Origin of the sequence: Actinoplanes subtropicus (genome assembly GCF_000721705.1) — a bacterium.
In the GTDB taxonomy this organism is placed as follows: domain Bacteria; phylum Actinomycetota; class Actinomycetes; order Mycobacteriales; family Micromonosporaceae; genus Actinoplanes; species Actinoplanes subtropicus.
In genome coordinates this window covers 63,647-87,858 of sequence record NZ_JOJL01000002.1, presented here as the reverse complement: position 1 = coordinate 87,858, position 24,212 = coordinate 63,647, and the positions used below count along the sequence as shown (strand labels likewise).

General features: G+C 72.9%; 16 protein-coding genes. 10 read left to right on the top strand and 6 right to left on the bottom strand.

All coding sequences use genetic code 11. The annotated features are described in order from the left end of the window. The first annotated feature begins 9 nt into the window (after positions 1-9). Together IH26_RS0102435 and IH26_RS0102430 are read left to right on the top strand one after the other, a co-directional pair. Positions 10-1,803 (top strand): discoidin domain-containing protein, encoded by a 1,794-nt coding sequence (locus tag IH26_RS0102435; protein ID WP_211268551.1) that lies wholly within the window; start codon positions 10-12, stop codon positions 1,801-1,803. Beyond that, positions 1,800-3,887: a PQQ-dependent sugar dehydrogenase gene (locus IH26_RS0102430; RefSeq protein WP_030434432.1), complete on the top strand. Its 2,088-nt coding sequence runs from the start codon at positions 1,800-1,802 to the stop codon at positions 3,885-3,887. The genes IH26_RS0102435 and IH26_RS0102430 overlap by 4 nt, the downstream gene beginning before the upstream one ends. A 78-nt stretch (positions 3,888-3,965) precedes the next feature. On the opposite strand, the gene IH26_RS0102425 is transcribed toward IH26_RS0102430, so the two are convergent. Continuing rightward, positions 3,966-6,206, bottom strand: coding sequence for an ABC transporter permease (locus IH26_RS0102425; protein ID WP_030434431.1), 2,241 nt, complete (start codon positions 6,204-6,206; stop codon positions 3,966-3,968). A gap of 85 nt (positions 6,207-6,291) precedes the next feature. Then, a complete protein-coding gene (locus tag IH26_RS0102420) occupies positions 6,292-6,948 on the bottom strand; it encodes an ABC transporter ATP-binding protein (RefSeq protein ID WP_030434430.1) in 657 nt (218 codons plus the stop codon). Between the two features lie 132 nt (positions 6,949-7,080). Between IH26_RS0102420 and IH26_RS0102415 the strand changes: the two genes are divergently transcribed. The 4 genes from IH26_RS0102415 to IH26_RS0102400 all read left to right on the top strand — a co-directional run bounded on the left by IH26_RS0102415 (position 7,081) and on the right by IH26_RS0102400 (position 12,510). After that, on the top strand, positions 7,081-8,409 hold the full coding sequence (locus IH26_RS0102415) for a sensor histidine kinase (RefSeq protein ID WP_245664879.1): 1,329 nt from the start codon (positions 7,081-7,083) through the stop codon (positions 8,407-8,409). Then, entirely contained in the window at positions 8,406-9,065 is a 660-nt protein-coding gene (locus tag IH26_RS0102410; protein WP_030434428.1) for a response regulator, read from the top strand. The genes IH26_RS0102415 and IH26_RS0102410 overlap by 4 nt, the downstream gene beginning before the upstream one ends. Positions 9,066-9,141: 76 nt before the next feature. Continuing rightward, a complete protein-coding gene (locus IH26_RS55365) occupies positions 9,142-10,590 on the top strand; it encodes a serine/threonine-protein kinase (protein WP_051807302.1) in 1,449 nt (482 codons plus the stop codon). Positions 10,591-10,953: 363 nt separating this feature from the next. After that, a complete protein-coding gene (locus IH26_RS0102400; protein ID WP_030434426.1) occupies positions 10,954-12,510 on the top strand; it encodes a GGDEF domain-containing protein in 1,557 nt (518 codons plus the stop codon). A 131-nt stretch (positions 12,511-12,641) separates the two neighbouring features. Here the strand turns inward: IH26_RS0102400 and IH26_RS0102395 are convergent, their stop codons facing one another. The 3 genes from IH26_RS0102395 to IH26_RS0102385 all read right to left on the bottom strand — a co-directional run bounded on the left by IH26_RS0102395 (position 12,642) and on the right by IH26_RS0102385 (position 16,701). After that, positions 12,642-14,747 carry an MMPL family transporter gene (locus tag IH26_RS0102395; RefSeq protein ID WP_034213378.1) on the bottom strand — a complete coding sequence of 702 codons (2,106 nt, stop codon included), beginning with the start codon at positions 14,745-14,747 and terminating at the stop codon, positions 12,642-12,644. Positions 14,748-14,827: 80 nt separating this feature from the next. Continuing rightward, positions 14,828-15,499 carry a response regulator gene (locus IH26_RS0102390; protein ID WP_030434424.1) on the bottom strand — a complete coding sequence of 224 codons (672 nt, stop codon included), beginning with the start codon at positions 15,497-15,499 and terminating at the stop codon, positions 14,828-14,830. Next, positions 15,496-16,701, bottom strand: coding sequence for a sensor histidine kinase (locus IH26_RS0102385; RefSeq protein ID WP_157436996.1), 1,206 nt, complete (start codon positions 16,699-16,701; stop codon positions 15,496-15,498). Before IH26_RS0102385 ends, IH26_RS0102390 begins: the two co-directional genes overlap by 4 nt. Before the next feature lie 105 nt (positions 16,702-16,806). Here IH26_RS0102385 and IH26_RS61950 point away from each other — a divergent pair, with 105 nt between their 5' ends. Next, positions 16,807-17,064 carry a hypothetical protein gene (locus IH26_RS61950; RefSeq protein ID WP_030434422.1) on the top strand — a complete coding sequence of 86 codons (258 nt, stop codon included), beginning with the start codon at positions 16,807-16,809 and terminating at the stop codon, positions 17,062-17,064. A gap of 166 nt (positions 17,065-17,230) precedes the next feature. On the opposite strand, the gene IH26_RS55360 is transcribed toward IH26_RS61950, so the two are convergent. Then, positions 17,231-20,392, bottom strand: coding sequence for a TIGR03767 family metallophosphoesterase (locus IH26_RS55360; protein WP_051807300.1), 3,162 nt, complete (start codon positions 20,390-20,392; stop codon positions 17,231-17,233). A 131-nt stretch (positions 20,393-20,523) separates the two neighbouring features. On the opposite strand from IH26_RS55360, the gene IH26_RS59400 reads away from it, so the two are divergent. From IH26_RS59400 to IH26_RS0102355, 3 genes are read left to right on the top strand one after another with little or no spacing between them, the layout of a single operon-like run. After that, the gene (locus IH26_RS59400; RefSeq protein ID WP_030434421.1) at positions 20,524-23,292 is read left to right on the top strand and encodes an AfsR/SARP family transcriptional regulator; all 2,769 of its coding nucleotides are present in this window, start codon (positions 20,524-20,526) and stop codon (positions 23,290-23,292) included. 9 nt (positions 23,293-23,301) lie between these two features. Further along, positions 23,302-23,925: an MBL fold metallo-hydrolase gene (locus IH26_RS0102360; protein ID WP_030434420.1), complete on the top strand. Its 624-nt coding sequence runs from the start codon at positions 23,302-23,304 to the stop codon at positions 23,923-23,925. A 36-nt stretch (positions 23,926-23,961) separates the two neighbouring features. Continuing rightward, positions 23,962-24,183 (top strand): hypothetical protein, encoded by a 222-nt coding sequence (locus IH26_RS0102355; RefSeq protein ID WP_030434419.1) that lies wholly within the window; start codon positions 23,962-23,964, stop codon positions 24,181-24,183. The last annotated feature ends 29 nt before the right edge of the window (positions 24,184-24,212 follow it).

Here is a 24,212-nt window from a genome sequence, read left to right as displayed (position 1 = left end):
GGTACCACCGTGTCCTTCCTCGAATTCCTCCCCCGCATCCGAAGGCGGCGCGCCGCCGCGCTGGCGGCGGTCCTCGCCCTGGTCGCGACCACGCTCGTGGCTTTCGGCGCCGACCGCCCGGCCCGCGCCGACCTGACCAATCCCCGGCAGGACTTCCTGCGCGCCGCAACGGCCGGCGTGTTCCTGCACTGGGGCATGCTCACCTCGCCCGGCTACACCAGCTGCTCGGCCTGGGAGAAGGCGATCACCGACGGCGGCTGGAGCGCGAACTACTGGGTCACCGAGGCGCAGAAGCTGCACGCCAGCTACCTCACCCTGGCCACCTTCCACAGCAAGCTCGGCTACGGCCGGGCCTGGCCGTCGAGCATCCCCGGCACGTGCAGCACCAAGCGCGACTTCCTCGGTGAGCTGATCACCGCGGCGCACGCGGCCGGGCTGCGGGTGATCCTCTACATGACCAACGACGCCCAGTGGCACGACTACAAGAACCACGAGTGGATGGACTCGTCGGCGTACTCGTCCTACAAGGGGCACACCGTCGACCTGGACAGCCAGGACGGCTTCGGCGAGTACAGCTACGACAACTTCTTCGACGTGATGAAGAGCCACCCCACGCTCGACGGGTTCTGGATCGACAACGACAACCAGTACTGGCTCGACCACAACCTCTACCAGCAGATCTACCAGCTGCACCCGAACATGACGATCAGCAACAACAACGAAGACACGCCGATCATGGACATGATCAGCAACGAGCAGAAGACCGGGATGACGCCGGCGTACGACATGCCGCAGGCCTACTACACGGCCCAGCCGCGGCTGACCGAGGCCGACTACAAGCTGCCCTCGTCCGGCGCGTGGTGGTACGACGGGTCCAACTCGTCCGTCGACTACGCCCTGAACATCGGCCGGTACATCGCCAACGCCGGCTCCTCGGTGAAATCGCTGATGGCCGAGACCGCCCAGGTCAACGGCAAGTTCCCGAGCAACCAGACCAAGTTCAACACGTTCATGGCGTCGTACCTCCCGCCGATCTGGGAGTCCATCGGCGGCGACGAGGGCGGCGGGTTCATGTACGGCGGCATGCCGGGCGGCAACTTCGGCAACGGCGCCTACGGATACACCACGATCAACAAGACCAACCCCGATTTGCAGTACGTGCATGTCGTCACCAAGCCCACGTCCGGCAGCTCGGTGAAGCTGCGCGACAGCGGCTACGTCGTCTCCTCGGTGACCGACCTCCGCACCGGCGCGGCGATCTCGTTCAGCCAGAGCAAGGGGTTCCTGACGATCAGCGGCGTCTCCGCCTGGGACCAGTACGACACCGTCTTCAAGGTGACCATGTCCGGGCGTACCGGCATCACCACCGGCGTGAAGGCGAGCGCCACCGCCTCGGCGAGCGGGCACGCGGCGGCCAACCTGGTCGACGGCTCGTACCTGAACTACTGGGACAGCAAGAAGACCACCCCGGTGTCGATCACCCTCGACCAGGGGTCGGCGCGCAACGCCGCCTACCTCGCCATCAACCAGCGCGAGGACACCATCACCCAGACCAGCGGCTCGTCGGCCCGGATCCACAACTACAAGATCCTGACGAGCAGCGACAACAGCACGTACACCACCGTCAAGTCGGGCACGCTGCCCAACGCGCGCGGCGCCCAGTTCATCGACATCGGCAAGTCGACGCGGTACATCCGGCTCGAGGTGGACAGCGTCTACGCGTCGTCGAAGCAGCTGCGCATCGACGAATTGTGGCTCGGCTCCAGCTACCCGTCCGGCTCGAGTGTGGCGGTGGCCCGATGAGCGCCCTGAAGCTCAGAGCCGCGCTCGCCGGCGCCACCGCGCTCGTGGTCGTCGCGCTCGGCGGCGCCGTCGCCCGGGCCGCGGCTGCCGACACGCTGCTGTCGCTGAACAAGCCGGCGACCGCGTCCTCGTCGGGCGGCTGCTGCGCGGCCGCGAACGTGGACGACGGCGACACCTCGACCCGGTGGGCCAGCGCCGCGAACATCGACCCGTCCTGGATCTACCTCGACCTGGGCGCGACCTACGCCGTGCACCGGGTCCAGCTGACCTGGGACGCGTCCTGCGCCACCGCCTACCAGGTGCAGACCTCGCCCGACCACGTCACCTGGACCACCATCTCGAGCACGACCACGGGCAAGGGCGGCGTGGAGAACCTCACCGGTCTCTCCGGCACCGGCCGGTACGTGCGGATGAACGGCACGAAGAGGTGCCGCTCGGACTCGTCGCACGGTTACTCGCTGCAGGAATTCGCCGTCTACGGCACCGGCGGGGACACCACACCGCCCGGCGTGCCCGGCACCCCGACGCTCGTCGGCGACACCTCGGCCAGCGTCACCATCGCCTGGACCGCGGCCACCGACAACGTGGGCGTGACCGGCTACGACATCTACCACGACGGTCAGCTGTGCGCGAGCGTCGGCGCGAGCACCCTCACCGCCACCTGCAGCGGCCTGAGTCCCAAGACGACGTACGGCTTCTACGTCAACGCCCGCGACGCCGCGGGCAACGTCTCCCAGCCGAGCGGCACGCTGTCGGTCACCACCCCGGGCTCCACCGACAACACGCCGCCCAGCGTGCCGGCCGACCTGCACACCACCAAGGTCACCAGCACCAGCATCGCGCTCGCCTGGACCGCGTCGACCGACGACACCGGCGTCACCGGGTACACCGTCTACGACGTGTCGTCCTCGCCGCGTACCAAGATCGGTGCGTCCAGTGGCAACACGCCCACCGCATCGCTCGGCGCGCTCACCCCCGGCCACAAGTACAAGCTGGTCGTCACCGCCTCGGACGCCAACAAGAACGAGAGCGACCCCAGCGCCGAACTGGACGTGACCACCCCGACCGGCGGCTGCACCCAGCCGATCTGCACGGTCACCCAGGTGGGCACGGACGACGACGTGGTGTGGGGCCTGGTGACGCTGCCCGACGGCACGATCCTGTTCAACGAGCGGGACTCGCACGCGATCGTCCACCTCGACCCCGCGACCGGGGCCAAGAAGACGATCGGCACGGTGCCGAACGTGCAGAGCACCGACGGCGAGGGCGGCCTGACCGGGCTGGAGATCAACCCGGCGAGCTACGCCAGCGACCACTGGCTCTACATCATGCACACCTCGCCGAGCGACAACCGGATCGTCCGGATCAAGTACGACCCGGCCGCCGACAAGCTCACCACCAGCACCGAGCAGGTGCTGCTGACCGGGATCGCGCGCAACAAGTACCACAACGGCGGCCGCCTGCGGTTCAGCCCCGACGGCAAGTACCTCTTCGCCGGTACGGGCGACGCGCAGAACGGCGACAACGCGCAGAACACCGCCAGCCTCAACGGCAAGGTGCTGCGGATCAACCCGGACGGCAGCATCCCGTCGGACAACCCGTTCCACAACGCGGTCTGGAGCTACGGGCACCGCAACGTGCAGGGCCTGGCGTTCGACTCCCAGGGCCGGCTGTGGGAGCAGGAGTTCGGCAACAGCATCATGGACGAGACCAACCTGATCGTGAAGGGCGGCAACTACGGCTGGCCGTCCTGCGAGGGCACCTCGGGGACCTGCGGGACCAGCGGCTTCCTCGCGCCCAAGCACACCTACCCGGTGGCGCAGGGCTCGTGCAGCGGCATCGCGATCATCCGGGACGTCCTCTACGTCGCGTGCCAGCGCGGCACCCGGCTCTACCGCGAGGTGATCAGCGGCAGCAGCCTGACCAACGTGCAGACCTTCTTCGACGGCACGTACGGCCGGCTGCGCACCCCCGAGCCGGCGCCGGACGGTGGCATGTGGCTGGCCACCTCCAACGACGGCGACAAGGACAGCACCCCGCACAACAGCAACAACGTCATCCTGCACGTGAGCCTGGGCTCGTAAATCCGGGTTCCTGAACCCGGGCTCGTGACCACCGCACCGGCCGGGAGCGTCCTGCCGCTCCCGGCCGGCCGGCGGTCGTCATTCGGTGCGTAGCGCCACCGCGGTTCTGGTGCGGGCGGCCCAGCCGGCCGGAAGCAGGGCGCCGGCCGCCGCGAGGACCAGGCCGGCCAGCGCGAGGACGGCGAGCAGGGCCGGGGCGTACACGTCAATTGTTGTTTGCGGAAGGCGAATGCCGGCGCCGTGGGCCATCGCGGGGAGGGCCCAGCGGTGCAGCAGGTATCCGGCCGGGACGCCCACCGCGCCGCCGATCAGGCCAGGCAGGCCGACCGACGCGACGACCATCGCCGCGGTCTGCTTCGGCGTCATCCCCACCGATTTGTGGACGCCGATGTCGTGCACCCGGTCGCGCGACTCGAGCACGACCGCGTTCAGCACGCCGAGCCCGGCCACCGACACCAGCAACCCGGTGAGCAGGGCGGTGAGCGAGTCGAGCACGAGCAGCGTCCCGTCCACGCCCTCGGTCCTGGTGGCCTCGGCGTACACATTCTTGCTTCGCAACGCCTCGATGTAGGCGGTACGGTCGGTCCCCGGCTGGAGCTTGACGTACCACTCGAGGAACGGTTGCGCCCCGGCGGCGGAGAGGCTCGCGACGTCGGTGTAGAGGTGGTTGTTGGCGCTGCCGTCGAACACCTCGCCGACCAGGGTGAGCGGCCGGTGGCCGGCGCCGGTGACCGTGTCGCCGAGGTGCATGCCGGTCGCGGTGAGGAAGCCGGTCGAGACGACCGCCTCGCCCGGCGCGGTGTACCAGCGGCCGGCGAGCATCGCGTATCCGGCCCAGCGCGCGTCCCCGGAGGTGACCGTGCCCTGGGCGGCATCGCGCAGCCCGGTGACGGTGATGTCGGCGGGTCCCCGGCCGTAGAACTGGCCGGTTCCCGGCGTGGCCGCGATGACGGCCCGGGGGTCGTCGGCGCCGGGCCGGTCGGGCGCGACGAGCACGTCGGCGGAGGTGTCGGGCGCGTCGTGGGCGGCCTGCACCTGGCGCAGCGAGAGGGTCAGGCCGATGGCGAAGGTCGCCGCCGCCGCGCCGAGCCCGATCGTGACCAGCATGGCCAGCAGCCGGGCCGGCCGGGTGAACGGCTGGGCCAGGCCGAGGCTGAGCGGCCTCGGCAGCCGGGTGCGGGCGGCGAGGCGGGCGGCGACCCGGCCCCGGCCGTTGTGCGGGGTACGGCCGACGGCGAGCGCGTCGACCGTGCGCAGCTTGGCCGCCCGGTACGCCGCCGGCGCCGCGGTCGCGCCGATGACCAGCACCGCGGCGACGATCGCGATGGCGTCCACCCAGGGCGTGACCGACAGCGGGACGGTGCCGAACAGGTCGGCGACGTCGGCGGTCAACGGCACCGCGAGCAGGTCGCCGACGACGATGCCGAGGACCGCGCCGATCAGGCCGGGGATCAGCGCCTGGGCCAGGCACGCCCGGACCACCTGCGACGGGGTCAGCCCGAGCGCCTTCAGCACGCCGATGCGGCGGGTGGCCGAGGCGATCGTGCCGGCCGTGACGTTGCCGATGACCAGGGCGGCCAGGGCGAGGCCGAGCAGCCCGAACGAGCTCAGCAGCGGCACGTACAGCTGGGTGCGGTGCGCGGCGTCGTTGCGGACGTCCAGCCAGGACTGCGCCTGCGCGGCCGGGCCGAGCGCGGTCCTGTGTGCGGTCATCGCGGTCGCGCTGCTCGCGTCGGCGTACCGGTAGAGCATCTGCCAGCCGGTCTGGCCGAGCGCGGCGGCCTCGTCGGGGGTCACCCAGCCCTGCGCGGTGCGGCTGATCGACCGGGCCTCGCCGACGACCTTGAGCGTGGAGCCGTTCGTCAGGTGCAGGACGATTCCGGGCGGGATCATCAGGTTGGTGCGGGCCACCACGATCTCGCCGGTGGTCCGCGCCCAGCGGCCGGCCAGCAGGGTGACCTTGTCGATCGGGTCGGCGCCCGGGTCCGCCCGGCCGACCACGGTCAGCGGCGGGATGGGCGGGTTCTCCGGGTCCTGCTTCGGGGTGGCGGTGGCCACCGGGAACGGACCAATGGACTCCTTGGCCTGCGCCGCGGTGGCCGCGGCCTGCGCCTTGGTGGTCTTCGCCGAGTCGAAGAGCGCGGTCAGGTGGGCGCCGTGCTGCCGGGCGAAGGCGTTGTCGAACGGCGCCGACGAGGCGGCCAGCAGCAGGCCGGCGAGCACGGTCGCGGTCACCGCCATCGTGGTCGCCGCGACGATCACGATCGTCGAGACGCGGCGCCGCTGCGCCCCGCGCACCACGGTCCGGATGGCACTCATGCTGTGCCCTCCTTTGGCATGCCCTTCTGGCCCTCGCCTGCGGCCTGGCCGCGCAACTCGCGGAAGTGTCGCTCGGTGCAGGCGGTCATGCCGTCACCTGTCCGTCCACCAGGCGTACGGTGCGGGTCGCGACGGTGGTTGCCAGGGCCTCGTCGTGGGTGACCAGGACGATGGTCTGGCCGTCGGCGTGCAGGTCGACCAGCAGCTTGCGGACCTCCGCGCCGGACGCGGTGTCGAGCGCGCCGGTCGGCTCGTCCGCCAGCAGCAGCGGCGGCCGGTTCATCAGCGCCCGCGCGACCGCGACCCGCTGCCGTTCGCCGCCGGAAAGCCGCCCGGGATAGGCGTCGGCGTGCCGGTCGATGCCGAGCGTCTCGAGCAGTTCGCGGGCGCGCTGCCGGGACCGGGCGGCGGGGGCGCCGGCGATCTGCGCGGGCAGCAGCACGTTGTCGGCGACGGTCAGGTCGTCGAGCAGGTTGAAGAACTGGAAGACCAGGCCGATCGTGGCCCGGCGGTAGCGGGCCGCGGCGGCCTCGCCCAGCCGGTCCACCCGGGTGCCGCCGACCGTGACGGTGCCCTCGGTCGGGCGGTCCAGGCCGGCGATCAGGTTGAGCAGCGTCGACTTGCCGCTGCCGGACGGGCCGAGCAGCGCCAGGCACTCCCCCTCGGCGACGTGCAGGCTCAGGTGGTCGAGGGCGGCCTGGTCGCCCTCGTAACGACGGCTCACATCTACGACATCAATCATGGTTGCGGACGCTAGGGACGCCCGGGCACCTCGGTCGTCGGCCGGAAGAGCGCATTCCCGGGCCGGGGTCATCCTTGCGGCGTAGTCGGGAGATGGATGCGTACGCTTCGGCCGCCCGGACACAATGGGCCGGTGACCGCCGATCCACCGCCCTCCCGGTGGCGCCGCTTCCGCGCGCTGCCGCCGGTCGCGTGGGCGCTGCGCCGCTCCGGCCCGCCGCCGCGGCCGACCCGCCGCAACTGGGCCTTCGACGCGCTGCTCGTCGCGGTGTTCGTCGTGGCGGCGCTCGGCGGCACCGGCCTCGCCGGGCACCTCTTCGAGACCACCACCAGCGACAGCACGGTGGTGCACGCGGTGCCGGTACCCGAGGTGGGCGGGCCCGACATCCCGCCGCTGCCCCGCCCCGCCCCGGAGCCGTATTACGGCGAGCCGCACGATTCGCAGGGCCCGGGCTGGGTCGCCATCGCCGCGATCCTCCCGCTGCTGGCGCGCCGCCGGTACCCCTTGGCGACCCTCATGGTGATCCTCGGGATCACCGTGTTGTCGCTGCACGGCAACTCGCCGGGCACCGACATCCTGCGCGTCTCGTTCTACGCCTGCGTGATCGCCGGCTACACCGCCGCCGCGTACAGTCCCTACCGGGTCCTCGCCCTGGCCGCGCTGCCGCTCGCGGCGCTGCTGTACAGCTCGTTCCACGACCTGGCCGTGCCGATCGTCCCGGTCGGCACGGTGCCGTTCCTGGTGCTGCTGCCGATCGGGCTGGCCGTCAACGGCATGCGCACCTGGCGCCAGCACGCCGACCGGCTGCGCCGCGAGCGGGCCGACGCGCTGCGCGAGGCCACCCGGCAGGAACGCGCCCGGATGGCCCGCGACCTGCACGACATCGTGACGCACAACGTGTCGATGATGGTCATCCAGGCCGGTGCCGCCCGCAAGGTGCTGCAGAGCGCGCCGGAGGCCGCCCGCGACGCGCTGCTCGCCGTCGAGCAGGGCGGCCGTGCGGCCCTGGGCGAGCTGCGCGGCGTCATGGGCCTGCTGGGGGCGGCGGACGACGAGGACACCCTCGCCCCGCAGCCCGGCCTGGCCCAGCTGCCGCCGCTGATCGACCGGGTTCGCGACGCCGGCATCGACGTCACCGTCACCACCAGCGGCGACCGGTACGCGTTGCCGGCCGGCCTCGAGCTCGCCGCGTACCGGGTCGTGCAGGAGGCGCTCACCAACACCGTCAAGCACGCCTCGGGCGCCCGCGCCACGGTCGACGTCACGTACGCGCCGGACGAACTGCGCATCACGGTCACCGACTCGGGCGGCCGGCCGGCCCCGGAGGCGGCCAATTCCACCGGACGCGGACTGGCCGGCCTGCGCGAGCGGCTCGCCGTCTACGGCGGCACCCTGCAGGCCGCCGCCCGGCTCACCGGCGGCTACCGGGTCCAGGCCCAGCTGCCCCTGGAGAGCCGATGACCCAGCCGCTGCGTGTCGTGATCGCCGACGACCAGGCGCTGGTCCGGGCCGGATTCCGGATGATCCTCATGGCGGACGGCATCGACGTGGTCGCCGAGGCGGAGACCGGCGCCGAGGCGGTCGAGGCGGTCCGGCGCACCGGGCCCGACGTGGTGCTGATGGACATCCGCATGCCGGCCATGGACGGGATCGAGGCGGCCCGCCGCATCCTGGCCGGCGAGGAACCGCCGCGCGTGATCATGCTGACCACCTTCGACCTGGACAACTACGTGTACGCGGCCCTCGGCCTGGGCGCCAGCGGCTTCCTGCTCAAGGACGTCACCCCCGAGTACCTGGTCGCCGCGGTCCGGATCGTCCGCGACGGCGACGCGCTGCTGGCGCCGAGCATCACCCGCCGCCTCGTCGAGCGCTTCACCACGCCCGAGCCGCCGGCGTCGCCGCTGCACCGCGACCTGGCCGCGCTGACGCCGCGCGAGCGTGAGGTCCTGACCCTGGTGGCGCAGGGGCTGAGCAACGTCGAGATCGCCGGCCGCCTCTTCCTGTCCGAGGCGACGGTCAAGACGCACGTCGCCCGGGTGCTGGCCAAGCTCGGGCTCCGCGACCGCGTGCAGGCCGTCGTCGTCGCGTACGAGACCCGCCTCATCACCCCTTCGTGAGCGCCGGTGTAACGGTGAGGGGGCGGGGCACGCTCTTCCCGTGCGGCTTCTCCGGCCGGACAGAAGGGACAACGGCATGTCGGATCACGTGTTGGGCGGGCGCTACCACCTCCAGCGGCCGCTGGGTCACGGCGCCACCGCGACCGTGTGGGAGGCATGCGACACCCGGCTGGAACGCAACGCGGCGGTGAAGATCCTCGACGCCCGGTCGCGGGCCGACCCGGCGGCCCTGGAACGGCTGCGGCGCGAGGCGCGGTCGGTGGCCCGGCTCGACCACGACAACATCGTCGGGATGTACGACGTGGACGTCGCCGACGACGCCGCGTACCTGGTCATGGAGCTGGTGGACGGCCGGAGCCTGGCCGAGATCATCGCCCGGCAGGGGCGGCTGCCGGTCGAGCGGGCGGTGTCGATCGCCGCCCAGGTCTGTGACGCGCTGGGCGCCGCGCACGCGGCCGGCGTCGTGCACCGGGACATCAAGCCGTCGAACATCCTGGTCGACGCGGCGGGCGTGGTGAAGGTCTGCGACTTCGGCGTCGCGCTGCTCGACCGGGCCGCCGGCGAGACGGCGCTGACCGGCGCCGACCTGGTGGTGGGGACCTGCCAGTACATGGCGCCCGAGCAGGCGGCCGGCGACCCGGTCGACGGCCGCGCCGACCTGTACGCGGTGGGCTGCGTGCTGTACGCGATGCTGGCCGGCGCCCCGCCGTTCGTCGCGAGCCACCCGATCGACGTGCTCGAGCTGCACCTGAGCGAACCGCCGGTGCCGCTGCGGGCCTTCCGCGCCGACCTGCCGCCCGACCTGCACCGGCTGGTGGACGAGCTGCTCGAGAAGCACGCCGCCGACCGGCCGGAGTCGGCCTGGGCCGCCCGGGACCGGTTGCGAGCGCTCGGCGCCCCGACGGCGTTCTCCGCGCCGTCCAGAGGACCAGGCGCCGGTAGCGGCACAGCCGCCGTGGTCTCGCCGACCAGGCCGCTTCCGGCGGTGACCGGCCGGCACCGGCGGTGGCCGCTCGACCGGACGACCGTGCTGGTGGCCGGGGGCGTCGTCGCCGCCGTACTCGCGACGGCCCTGGTATTCACCCTGGTCACGGGCCGCGGGACGCCGGCGCCGGCGGCATCGCCCCCGGATGCCGGGATCGCCGTCGCGGCGCCCCCGGCCGAGCCGTCGACCGAGCCGCCGTCCGACCCGGCGTCCGATCCGGCGGGAACCGGCTCGAGTGCCGCGCCGACCGCCGCGAGCCCGGCGCCGCGGCCCGGCACCGCGATGGACCGGCTCGCCGGCCTCGCCGCGATCCTCCAGCGCGAGGCCGACGCCGGCACCCTGCGGCCCAAGGTCGCCAAGGCGCTGCTGCACGACCTCGAGGGCGTCGCCCGGCAGCTCGACAACGGCAACACCGACCAGGCGGCCGAGCGGTTCGACGACTTCCGGGACCGGGTGAGCGAGCTGCGCGACGAGGACGAACTCGGCGGCGTCGCGTTGCCGGACCTCGACGCGATCGCGGGGGCGCTTCATGCCGGGTGAATCCGCGCTGGAAAGATTCTCGGCCGGAAGTCGCCGCCGGGTGTAACGGGATGCGGCGGCGGCACGCTCTCTTCCATGCGACGTGTACGCCGGAGCGAAGGGAAGCGACGACACCGCTGTGGCGGCGGCGAACGGCGACCTTCCCGACGATCTCCGGCGGCGCGCGCACCGCCTGTTCCCGGCGCTCCGACCCAGCGCCGGGAACGGGCGCCATCGGCACACCCGATCCCGCATGGCATGAACAGGTGATCGCCCCGTCCGGCCTGGAAGAGTACGGTTCGGCTCTTGTAGGGGTCTGAACCGCAGGTCCGGAACGCTCAGGAAACGGGGTCGCTGGCCGACGTGAGGTCCGTGGAGTCCGCCGTGTCACCCTCCGACGACCGGGAGGTCATCCGGTCGCGGCTGGAGGAGCTGGAGCAGCGGACCGCGGACGACTTCGAATCCGTCGAGGCGCCGGCCGCGCTGATCGAGCTGTACGCGCGGGAGCGGGACTGGCCGGATCTGGTGCGCAGGGCCGAGCTGATCGGCGCCGACGTGGCCGGCCGCCGGGGCGACGTCGCCACCCAGGGCCAGGTCGCCAAGCGGATCAACCAGTGGGCCGCCGAGCACGGTGACGCCTTCCTGCTCGCCCGCAGTCACCGGCTGCTGGCCATCTTCTTCCGCCGGATCGGCGACGCCGCGGAGGCGCTCGGCCACGCGGTCGCCGGCGTGCGGCACGCCGACGTGATGTCGCCGCCGCTGCGGTGCAGCCAGATCATCACCCTGGCGCTCCTGCTCGACCTCAACGGCCGCTTCGCCGAGGCCGAGCGGCGGTTCGCCGAGGCGCTGGACATCGCCGTCGCGATCGGCCACGCCGGCCTGACCCTGACGATCCTGAACAACATGGCCTTCACGGCGTACGAGAACGAGGAGTTCGAGAACGCCAACCGGCTCGCCGAGCAGATGCGCCGGACGGCGAGCGAGGCCGGCCTCCAGCTGGACGGCCTCTACCTCGACACGCTGGCGCGCATCTGCCTGGCGCAGGGCCGGCACGCCGAGGCCGAGCGCATCCTCGAGCCGGTCCTGCGCGACCCCGACGGTCCCCTGGTCAGCGAGGGGGACAGCCTGCCGGAGTGCCTGCTGACGCTCGCCGAGATCCAGGCCGCCACCGGCCGGGTCGACGAGGCGGGCGCCACCCTCGGCGAGGTCAGCCGCCTGTGCGGCGAGCGGGGGCTGGCCGCGGTGGCGGCCCGGGCCCGGCAGGCGCGGGCCGAGTGGCATGCGGCGGGCGGCCGATTCCGGGAGGCGTACGAGGAGTATCGGGCCTTCCACGAGGACAGCGAGGCGCTGCACTCGGCGCAGCGGGAGGCCCGGGCGTACGCGCTGCACGCGGTCTACGAGGCCGACGAGGCGCGCCGGGTGTCGGCAGGCCTGCGCGAGATCGCCCACCGGGACGCGCTCACCGGCCTGTTCAACCGCCGGCACATCGACGAGCGCCTGGCCGCGATGGTGGCGGACGCGCAGCGCACCGGCGAGCCGCTGTCCGTGGCCATCGTCGACCTCGACCACTTCAAGACGATCAACGACACGTTCTCGCACGCCGTCGGGGACATGGTGCTCCGCGAGCTGGGCAGCACGCTGGCCGGCGCGGTGAGCGGCGCCGAGTGCGCGGCGCGCCTGGGCGGCGAGGAGTTCGTGCTGCTGCTGCCCGGGACGGGGGCGGAGGCGGCGGCCGTACGCTGCGCCGACCTGTCGAGCCGGATCCGCGCGATGGATTGGGCCGAGCTGACCGGCGCCCACCGGGTGACGGCGAGCATCGGGGTGGCGACGGACGCCGACGGCCGGATGTCGGCCGGCGAGTTGCTGGCCGCCGCCGACGAAAACATGTACGCGGCGAAGCGAGCCGGCCGCGACCGGGTGGTGGCGGGTTTCGCCGACTGACGAGGACGCCGCCACCAGCGCACGGTCTGTCCGGCGGATGGTCGATCACCAGCGGCACGGTCTGTCCGGCGGATGGTCGATCACCAGCGGCACGGTCTGTCCGGCCGATGGTCGATCACCAGCCGCACGGTCTATCCGGCGGATGGTCGATCACCGGCGAGTGCGGCGGACGGCGAGGTGGCCGAGGCCGGGTGGGGCTCGGTGGTGGGCAGCAGGCGGGCCAGCCAGCCGGGGAGCCACCAGTTGGCTGGCCCGAGGATCTCCATCAGGGACGGGACGAGGACCAGGCGGACCACCGTGGCGTCCAGCAGGACGGCGGTGGCCAGGCCGAGGCCGAACTGCTTGACCGCGATGTCGCCGGCGAGCAGGACGGTCGCGAAGACCAGGACCATGATGGCGGCCGCCGCGGTGATGACCCGGGCGGTGTGGGACAGGCCGCGGGCCACCGCCTCGCGGGTGTCGGCGCCGGCGTCGTACTCCTCGCGGATGCGGGAGATGAGGAAGACCTCGTAGTCGGTGGAGAGGCCGAAGAGGATCGGGAAGATGAACAGCGGCACCCAGGTGGTGATCGGCATGGCCGCCGGGAAGCCGAGCAGGTGGCCGAGCCAGCCCCACTGGACGACGGCGGTGAGCACGCCGTACGCGGCGAGCGTGGAGAGCAGGGTCATCACGGCCGCCTTGACCGCGATCACGACCGAGCGGACCAGCGCGAGCAGGACGATCAGCGACAGGCCGACGACCACCGCGACGAGCCAGGGCAGGCGGCTCGCGACGGCGTCGGCGAAGTCGATGGTGCCCGCGTTGGGGCCGCCGATGTACACGCCGGCCGGGACCACGCTGTCCCGGAGATGGTGGACGAGGGCCGGGGTGGCCGCGTCCTGGGTGCCGGTCGCCGGGTAGGCCACGAACAGTTGCGCGGCGCCGTCGGGGCTGGTGCGCGGCGGGGTCACGGTCGCCACGCCGGGGGTGGCCCGTACCGCGTCGGCGACCTGCGCCAGGTTCGCCGTACCGGATGAGGAGACGAAGACCAGTGGCGCGTCGTAGCCGGCGCCGAAGCCGTCGGCCAGCATCTCGTGGGCCCGGTAGGCCATCGTGGAGTGCGGTGCGGTGCTGGAGTCCTCGAAGCTCAGCCGCATCGACAGCGCGGGCGCGGCCAGCGTGAGCATCACCGCGGCGCCGGCGACCAGCGCGACGACCGGGCGGCGCTGCATGACGCCGGCCCAGCGTTCGGCGAGTGGGCTGCGGGTGGCGGTGCGGCCCAGGTACGGCACGCGCAGCCGGTCGATGTTACGACCGGCGAAGCCGAGCAGCGCGGGCAGCAGCGTGATCGCCGTGATCATGGTCATCAGGACGGTGACCGAGGCGGCGACCGCGGTCGCGTTCAGCAGTTGCTGCCGCATGACGAGCAGGCCGAGCATCGCGATGACGACCGTGCTGCCGGCGAACAGCACCGACCGGCCGGCGGTGGCGAGCGCGGTGACCGTGGCCGCGTGCGGGTCCTCGCCGTCGTGCAGCGCCTCGCGGTACCGGGTGACGATGAACAGCGCGTAGTCGACGCCCACCCCGAGCCCGATGAGGGCGGAGACGATGGGCGTGAAGGACGGCGCCGGCAGCAGGTGGCCGAGCAGGTCGATGAGGGCGAGGCCGGTGCCGATCCCGATCAGCCCGGTGATCAGCGGCAGGCCCATGGCCAGCAACGACCCGAAGCTGACCAGCAGGACGACCATCGCGGCGAGCACGCCGAAGCCCTCGGTCGGCCCGCCGTACGGGACCTCGGCGGCGAGCACCGACCCGCCGTCGAACGCGAACGTGACGCCGTTGCCGCTCGCGGCGTGCGCGGCGTCGATCAGTCCCTGGGCGGTGGCCGTGGAGATCCGCGACTGGTCCGAGTTGATGCCGACGAAGCCGGTCCGCCCGTCGGGCGAGGCCTGCAGCCGGCCGGAGACGTGCAGGCCGGGGGTGGCGGCGACGCGGGCGAGCAGCGCGTCGAGGCCGGGGGCGTCGCGGACCCCGGCGTCCGCCCGGACCGCCAGGACGAGGGAGTCGCCGCGCTGGTCGGGGAAGTGCCGGTCGAGGATCCGCTGGGCCTGCCCGGAATCGCTCGAGCCGCCGGTGAAGTCGTTGTCGGCGGGCGCCGCGTACCGGAATCCGATCGTCATGACCAGGGCGGCGCCGACGATCCAGAGCACGACGACGAGGCGTCGCCGTCGGTGACAGAAGCTGGCAAGCTGTCTCATGGCGGTAGCGTCGCGCCCGGGGTGCGCCACCCGAGTCCGGCTGCGGAAGGCACTTGCGGCGGCGCCTACCGCGGGGGATGTCACTCCGCGGGAGTACCGGGGATCACCAGCCCGCTCTCGTACGCCAGCACGACCAACTGCGCCCGGTCACGCACCGCCAGCTTCGACATCATCCGGCTGACGTGGGTCTTCACGGTGAGCGGGCTGAGGTGCAGCAGGGCGGCGATCTCGTCGTTGGAGAGGCCGCCGGCGACCCGGGCCAGGACGTCGCGCTCCCGCTCGGTGAGGGCGGCCAGCGCCTGCGGCTTGGTGGTGTTCGGCCGGGGACGCCGGACCAGATCGGCGATCAGGCGGCGGGTGATGCCGGGCGAGAGCAGCGCGTCGCCGCGCGCGACGACCCGGATGGCGTGCACCAGGTCGCCGGGCTCGATGTCCTTCACCAGGAAGCCGCTCGCGCCGTACTGCAGGGCCTGGTAGACGTACTCGTCCGACTCGTACGTGGTCAGCACGAGCACCCGCACGCCGGCCAGATCCTCGTCCGCGCCGATGCGCCGGGTCGCCTCCAGGCCGTCCACGCCGGGCATCCGGATGTCCATCAGCACGACGTCGGCGCGGCTGTCCCGGGCGACCCGCACGGCCTGCGCCCCGTCGGCCGCCTCGCCGACCACCTCGATGCCGTCGACGCCGGTCAGCAGCACCCGGAAACCGGCCCGGATCAGCGCCTGGTCGTCGGCGAGCACCACCCGGATCATGAAACCGGCCCGTCGAGCGGGAGGGTCGCGTGGACGGCGAAGCCGCCCTGGGCGCCCGGTCCGGCGTGAAAGGTGCCGCCGATCGAGCCGGCGCGTTCCCGCATGCCGTTCAGCCCGTGCCCGGTCGGCCGGCCGGCCACCCCCACGCCGGTGTCGACCACGTCGATGACCAGGTGGCCGTCCTCGACCGCGAGTGTCACGGCCGCCGTGGCCGGCCCGGCGTGGCGCAGCACGTTGGTCAGGGACTCCTGGATGATCCGGTACGCCGCCACATCCACCGCCGCGGCTCGGGGCGGCGCCGGCACGGGCGCCGAGAGGGTAACCGGCACGCCCGCCCGCCGGACCGTGCCGACCAGCACGTCCAGGTCGTCGAGCCCGGGCGTCGGGTGGACCGGGTCCCGGTCGTCGGCCTGGCGCAGCACGTTGAGGATCGTGCGCAGCTCGCGCAGCCCGTCCTTGCTCGCGGTCCGGATCGCGGCGATCGCCTCGGCGGCCTCCCTGGGCGGGTCCGTCAGCACGTGCGCGGCCGCCGCGGCCTGCACGCTGATCGTCGCCATCGTGTGGGCCACCACGTCGTGCAGCTCGCGGGCGATGCGCAGCCGCTCCGCGTCGACCCGGCGGCGGGCCTCCTCCTCGCGGCCGCGCTCGGCCTCCCGGGCCCGGTCGTGCGCCTCGGCCAGGTACGCCTTGCGGTTCGCCGCCGCCAGCCCCAGCCCCACCGCGACGAGCAGCTCGAACGGCGCGACGGTCGCCGCGCCGCCGAACGACCGGTACGGCCCCAGGATGCCGCCGGCCAGGGTGAGCACGACGATCGTGACGACGGCCGGCAGCACCGCCCGGCGGAGGCCGCCCGCCACGACCACCGAATAGAGGGCGATCGTGGGCGCGATCAGCGCGGCGCCGTAGACAAAACCCAGCATGGAGTACGCCGAGGTCAGCGCGACCGTGAGCGCGAGCACCGCCGGCGGCCACCGCCGGCGCCAGGCCAGCGCTATCCCGGCCGCCGTGACCAGCAGGTAGGCGGGCCAGGGCGGTGGGTGGGCACCGGGCGGAAGGGCGTGCGACGGGTTGCCGGGGTAGGACTCGCCCAGCGAACCGAACAGGATCAGCAGCGTCGCCGTGGTGACCCCGAGCCAGTCCCACAACGGACCGGAGGGCCACCACTTCGGTGGCCCCGCTACCGGCCCGGCCACGCCGCTCATGCCGCCGAGCCTACGGCGTCGACGGCCGGTGCCGCGTACGCCGGAGGAAGGCGACCTCTTACTCCCGCTGGAGTACCACTCGCCGGCCGGCAGGACGATGAATCGATGGATCTGGCCGGCACGGGGTCGCTACGGGTGATCGTCCAACTGCTCGGCCAGCGCACGCGATGGCCGTCGACCCCCGGCGTGCACGCCGGGCCGTGCCTGCTCACCGTCACCGCGATCGAGAACTCGGCGAAGCGGTCGTTCTTCCTCTACGAGCACGGCGTGACCCCGGGCTCGTGCCGGGTCAACATCCAGGCGACGGCCGCCTCGCCGACGATGGTCCCGAACTGCTCTCCTCCTTGGCGGCGCGCGCCTTGAAAGCCGCACGGCGCCGTCCCGGGTATCGGGGTCGGCGCGTCCCGCCCGTCGAGCACGGCCAGGACGTTCGCCGCGGCGAGGTCGGCATGGTGGCACGGGTCGCCTCGGTGGACGTGGAGGCGGCGGCACGCCCCCTCGCGTGCCGCCGCCGTGTGGAGAGATGTCTTTACTTGTTGTCCGGCGGGCAGCCGAGGTGGTTGGGGACGGTGATGGCGATCGTCGAGCCGGGCGGCAGGTTGTAGGCGCCCGGTGTCGGGCTCTGCTTGATCACCACGTCCGCCGGGTCGTTGCAGTCCTTGGTCAGGTTCGCGTCGACGCGCGCGTTCAGGCCGAGGTCGCCGATCATGCTGAGCGCCGTCTGGGTGTCCTTGCCGACCAGGTTCGGCACGATCACCGGCGGCGGGAAGGCGTCGGCGCCGTTCTTCACCGTGGACCAGGCCACCGGCCACGTCCCGTTGACCGGCCACCGGGAGTTGACCACCCCGGCGACGGATCGGCCGCCGCTGGGCAGCGGGTCGGCGCCGCCGGCGCTCACCGAGAACACGTCGATGGTGCCGGGCGTACGGCAGACGACCGCGACCTGGCTGCCCGGGAACGACCGCTGGCCCAGCGGGAACCAGCCGTACCAGCCGCTCGAGACGTCCCAGAACGTGCTTTCCGCCTGGCCGTTCGCGCCGACCGTGAACAGGTCGATGTGGGTGGCGGAGCGGGCGACCGCGCTCACCTGCGAGCCGGGCGCGGCGAAGCCGCCCGACACCTGGAACCACGAGCCCGGCCAGCCGCCGCTGCTGTTCCACCAGGTGGACATGATCGCGCCGTTCGAGGCGACGGTGAACAGGTCCAGCTTGTCGGGGTCGCGGGCGATGACCGTGACGGCCGAATCGGGCCGGCAGACCGGGGTCCCGGGGACCTTGAACCAGCCGTACCAGCCGGTTGCTCCGTCCCAGAAGTTGCTCCAGACGACGTTGCCGTCCCCGACCACGAAGACATCGATGTGGTTGGCGGAGCGGGCGATCGCGGTCACCGTGGCGCCGGCGGCTGCGGTGCCGCCGGAGACCTGGAACCAGTAGCCGGGCCAGCCGCCGGCGGTGTTCCACCAGGTGGACATGATGGCGCCGTTCGCCGCGGTGGTGAACAGGTCGATCTTGTCGGGCGAGCGGGAGATGGCGGTGACCGTGGACCCAGGCCGGCAGATCAGCCCGCCGGGGACCTCGGACCACCCGGTCCAGGCCTGTCCCGCCTCGTTCGCGGAGGTGTAGACCCGGTCGCCGTCGCCGACCGTGAACACCTCGACCCGGGTACCGCCGGCGCGGTGCACCGAGGTGATCGGCGAACCCGGACCGCCGCCGTTGGCGAAGCCGCCGCCGATCTGCGACCAGCCGGCCCAGGCGCCCGTGCCGGCGCTCCACCAGTTCGCCATCGTCGCGCCGTCGTACCGGGCGGCGAACACATCGATCCGGTCGGCATTGCGGGCCACCGCCGTGATCGGCGTGGTGGTCCGGGCGCGCAGCGCGGGCGCGAACGCGAACGGTGCGGGCACCAGCAGTTGGGTGTTGCGGTCCTGCGGTGACCCCGGCCGGTCGACCACCCCGGTGCCGCGCTGTTGCAGGTCGTTCGCGGCGATCTCGCGGGACAGCGCGGCCAGCGTCGCCGGCGCGTTGAGGTCCAGGCCGCGCCAGTCCAGCGGGGCGTCGATGTCCACCATCGTGGTGAACACCGACAGCGTGCCGTCGCCCTCGGTGATCTCCAGGATCCGGCTCTGGTACGGCCAGTCGATGTGCGAGGCGGTGGTCACCTCCCAGAACCCGGTCTGCGCGACGAACCCGCTCAGGTGGGAGACGATCTTGTTCTTGTGGTTGTGCCCGTTCACCCACAGGACCACGTTCGGGAAGCGCAGCAGCAGGTTCGTCAGGTCGGTGCCGCTGTGCGCGTTGTTCTCCAGGTGCATGGCGAGCGGGTTGCCCATGGTGCCGGAGGTGTGGTGGGAGTAGATGACGAACAGCTTGTCCACGACGCCGGGCTGGGTGACGAGCGTGTGCTCGCCGTCCGAGGCGACATTGAGGTACCGCGAGCTGTTCGCCTTCAGCAACGACTCCAGCCAGCCGAACTGGCCGTCATCCAGCCAGCCGTTCGGGCCACCGCCGGTGTACGAGGTGTCCAGCACGATGTGGCGGACCTGGTCGTACTGCGCGTCCGGGATCACGTAGTAGGCCCGGTCGGTGCCGCGGCTGAAGCCGTGCCCGACCGGGAGGCCCGCGGTGGTGAAGTGCTCCTGGACGAACTGGCCCCGGCCGAGCAGGCGACGGTCCGGGTCCGCCGGCACCTGCAGCCCGCTCATGTCGTGGAAGATGCCCGCGGTGGCCAGGTCGTAGATGTCGCCGGCACTGGAGGTGAGCGTGTCCGGGATACCGAGAATCATGCTGGGCTTGAAGTTTCCGGTCGCGAGGTCCTCGACGTTGAGCCCGAACAGGTCGTAGCCGATCGGCAGGTTGCCCTGGACCAATGCGTCGTGGTTGCCATACGCCGCGTACCACGGCATGCCCAACCCGGTGGCCTGGAACGTCCGGCGCGCCTGGTACGGCAGGTTGAGCACATCCGGGAAACCGCCCTGGAAGTACAGATCCAGCCCCGGTCCCCGGGTGTTGGTGAGCTCGAACTGCCTCATCGAGGGGTGCCAGTAGTTGATGTCCATGGTGAAGCCGTCGCTGGTGACGCTGGTGTCGTACGCCCGGCTCAGGCCGGAGTTCGGGGTGATACTCACCCCGTCCAGCAGGTTGATGTACCAGCGGACCTCGTTGTACTGGCAGTTGTCCACCGCATCGCCGGTGACGATCGTGAAAGCCAGCGGCAGCAGGGTCTTCGGACCGTGGCCGGCCTTGCGGATGGCCCGGCACATCGCGTCGACCACCTGAGTCGACATCGACTCCTGCGGGCGGTACGACGCGGCGGTCGGGTACGTCGCGAAGTGCGGCGGCCCCGGGTTGGCGTACGCGTCGAGGAACTCCACCCGCAGCGGCGACTGGTCGTCCACGATGTGCAAGTCGGTCATCTGCGCGAACGCCGCCACCACGTTGGTCACCGGCGCGCTGGTCACGATGGTCAGGTCGGAGCGGACGACGAACTGCTCGCCCGGGCCGAGCTCGGTCTGGATCCTGCGGTAGTTGCCGTTGGCCGGGTCCGGCGCGCCCAGCACGACCGTGCCGTCCAGTGTGGTCAGCGCGGAGCCGGCCGCGGCCGCCGGCTCGGCCTCCGCCCACGCGACGTCCAGGACCGTTGCCGCCACGCTGGCCCCGGCCGCTACCAGGAACCCCCGACGGGAAATCGCCATGTCGCCTCTCATCCTGTGCGTATCGACGGACGCGACTGTGCCGGGACGACCACACGGGAACCTGTCGTGAATCTGTAAAGGCCTGGCGGGCGCCCGTACGCGCCGAGAAGACTCCGTGCCGGGAGGCCGCCGTGAGGGTTGAGTTCCGGGTGCTCGGCGACGTCGAGGTGCTCGTCGGGGGCCGTCGCGTGGACGTCGGCCACGCCCGGCAGCGAGACGTCCTGCTCGCGCTGCTGGTCGACGCCAACCACGTGGTCCCGGTCGACCGGCTGGTCGAGCGCGTCTGGGCGGACCGGCCGCCGCAGGGAGCGCGCGGCGCCCTGTACAACTACGTGTCGCGGCTGCGCCGGGTCCTGGCGGACGGGCCGGACAATACGGTCGTCCGGCGCTCGGGCGGATATCTGCTCGCCGTCGAGGCGCTGGCCGTGGACCTGGACCTGTTCGACGACCTGACCGCCCGGGCCCGCGCCACCGGCGACGCGGAGGTCGCGGCCGGCCTGTTCACCCAGGCTCTCGCGCTGTGGCGCGGGGAGGCCTTCGCCGGCCTGGACCTGCCCTGGCTGGAGGGCGTGCGCAGCGCGGCGACCGACCGGCGGATCGCCGCCGAGCTCGACCGCAACGACCTCGAGCTGCGCCGCGGCCGGCACCGCGACCTCGTGCCGGAGCTGTCCGCCCGGGCCGCCGCCCGCCCGCTGGACGAACGCCTCGCCGGCCAGCTCATGCTCGCCCTGTACCGCTCCGGCCGGCAGGCCGACGCGCTGGAGCACTACCGGCGGACCAGATCCCAGCTGGCCGAGGAGCTCGGCATCGACCCCGGGCCGGCGCTGCGCGACCTGCACCGGCAGATCCTCGCGGCCTCGCCGGCGCTGGGCCTCGCCGCGCCCGGCCAAACGCGGCGCGCCGCGCCCCCGCCCCGCCAGCTGCCGGCGCCGCCCCGGTCCTTCACCGGCCGGCAGGATCAGCTCGCCCAGCTCGACGCGGTCGCCCGGCCGGCGGAGGTGGATGTCGTCGCCATCTCCGGCGCCGCCGGGGTAGGCAAGACCGCGCTGGCCGTGCACTGGGCGCACCGGGTCGCGGCGGCCTTCCCGGACGGCCAGCTCTACGTGAACCTCCGCGGCTTCGACCCGGGCGGCGACGCGATGGACCCGGCCGCGGCGGTGCGGGGCTTCCTCCATGCGCTGGGCGTGAGCGACGACCGCGTGCCGCTGAGCCTCGACGCCCAGGCCGCCCTCTACCGCAGCCTGCTCGCCGGCAAGCGGGTCCTGATCGTGCTGGACAACGCCCGGGACAGCGAGCAGATCCGGCCGCTGCTGCCCGGCACGCCCGGCTGCGTCGCCGTGGTCACCAGCCGTACCCAGCTGGCCGGACTGTCCGTCACGCACCGGGCCCGGAGCCTCCTGCTCGGGCTGCTGTCGCCGGCCGACGCGCGGGATCTGCTGGTCCGGCGCCTGGCCGGCGATCGGGCCGCCCGCGAGCCGGCGGTCGTCACCCGGATCGTCGACCGGTGCGCCGGGCTGCCGCTGGCCCTGGTGATCGTCGCGGCCCGGGCCGCCTACCAGCCGCACCTGCCGCTGGCCGCGCTCGCCGCCGAACTCGACGACGCGCAGCCGCTGGACGCGCTGCAGACCGGCGATCCGGTCACCGACATCCGCGCCGTCTTCTCCTGGTCCTACCGGGCGCTGCCGCCGGAGTCGGCCCGGCTGTTCCGGCTGCTGGGCCTGCATCCCGGCCCCGATCTCGCGCTGCCGGCCGCGGCCAGCATCGCCGGCCTCCCGCCGACCCGGACCAGGACGCTGCTGGCCGAGTTGGTGCGCACGCATCTGATCCACGAGCACGCCGCCGGCCGCTTTGCGTTTCATGACCTTCTCCGGGCGTACGCCGGGGAATTGGCGAACGAGGCCGACGGCGAACCGGAAGCCGTCGCCGCCACCGGCCGCATGTTCGCCCACTACGTGCACACCGCCCACCGGGCGGCCCGGCTGCTCAACGCGGGCCGGGACCCGCTCGCCCTGCCCGTCCCACCGGCCGGAACGGTGCGGACGGAGCTGCACGACTCCGGCGAGGCGACCGAGTGGCTGGCGGCCGAATATCCGGTGCTGCTCGCCGCCGTCCAGCGGACCGTCACCACGCCCGGCCACCACGCCGACGCGTGGCCGCTGGCCTGGTCGCTGGTCGAGTTCCTGGACTTCCGGGGACGCTGGCCCGAACTGCTGCCCGCCCTCTCCGCCGCTGCCCGGGTCAGCGACCGCACGCTCCTGCCCCAGATCGAAACCACGATCGGCCGTTTCCACCTGCGGCTGGATCGCCTGTCGGTGGCGGGCGAGCACGCCCGGCGGGCCGCGGAGCTGGCCGCCCGGAACGGCGACCCGATCGAGCGGGCCCGCGCCGAACTCCAGTACGGGAACATCCTGGAGCGGCAGGGCCTCTACCGCGAGGCACTCGAGCATGCCCGGATCGCCCTCGGCCTGCACCAGGGCACGGACTCCCGGATGGAGGCGCACGCCCTCAACGCGGTCGGCTGGTACCACGCCCACCTCGGCGAGTTCGACGCGGCCCTGGCGCACTGCGAGCACGCGAACACGGTCTTCGTCACCATCGACGACGCGCCGGGGCAGGCCTCCACCTCGGACAGCCTCGGCTTCATCCACCGCGGACGCGGCGACCGTACGCGGGCGGTCGAGTGCTACCGGACCGCCCTGGCCATCTACCGCCGGCTCAGCGACCGCCTCTACCAGGCCTACACCCAGGCCAACCTGGCCGAGGCCCAGGCCGAGGACGGCGACCTCGACGCCGCCCGGGCCGGCCTGCGCGAGGCGCTGGCCATCCTCAGCGACCTCGGCCACGCGGACGCCGGCCGGGTCGCCGCCAAGCTCCGGGAGCTCGAAAGCCAGAGAGCCTAAGATCGCACCATGCAACCGGACACGGCCGTACGGGTCGACCATGGTGTGGTCTCGGGAACCTTCAGCCTCGACGGTCAGACGTACGACGTCGACAACAACATCTGGGTGGTCGGCGACGACACCGAGTGCGTGGTGATCGACGCGCCGCACGACGTCGACGCGATCATGGCGGTGGTCGGCGACCGGACCGTCCGGGCCATCGTCTGCACGCACGCCCACGACGACCACGTACGGGTGGCTCCTGCCCTGCGCGAACGCACCGGCGCGCCGATCCTGCTGCACCCCGACGACCGCCCGCTCTGGGAGCTGACCCACGGCGGCGATGTGGCCTGGGACACCGACCTCGCCGACGGCGACCGGATCGAGGTGGGCGGCACGGCGCTGACCGTCCTGCACACCCCCGGCCACGCGCCCGGGGCGGTCTGCCTCTACTCCGCCGGCCTGGGCTGTGTCTTCACCGGTGACACGCTGTTCCAGGGCGGGCCGGGCGCGACCGGCCGCTCGTACTCGGACGCCGGCGTGATCGTCGCCTCGATCCGCGCGAGGCTGCTCATGCTCCCCGCCGGCACCGTCGTGCACACCGGTCACGGCGACGACACCACCATCGGGGCGGAACGCGCCACCGTCGGCTGATCGCGGCGCCTCGCACCGCCTCGCTACGCTCGGGTGATGAGCGCTGACAACGATCCCGCACCGTCCGGCCCGGCCGCTGCCGACGCGCAAGGGCCGGCCGACGAGCTGGAGGACTGGCTGTCGGGCCTGCGCACCGACGAGTTCGCCGGTGGCCGCCCGGCACCTGGCGAAGTCGACGAGGAGCCCGGCGGCGACCGGCCGGCCGGCCCGGCGGTCGAGCAGCCCACCGCCGGTGGCCGGCACCGCGCCCCCGAGTGACGCCCGGCATAACTCGTTCAGGTGCGGCA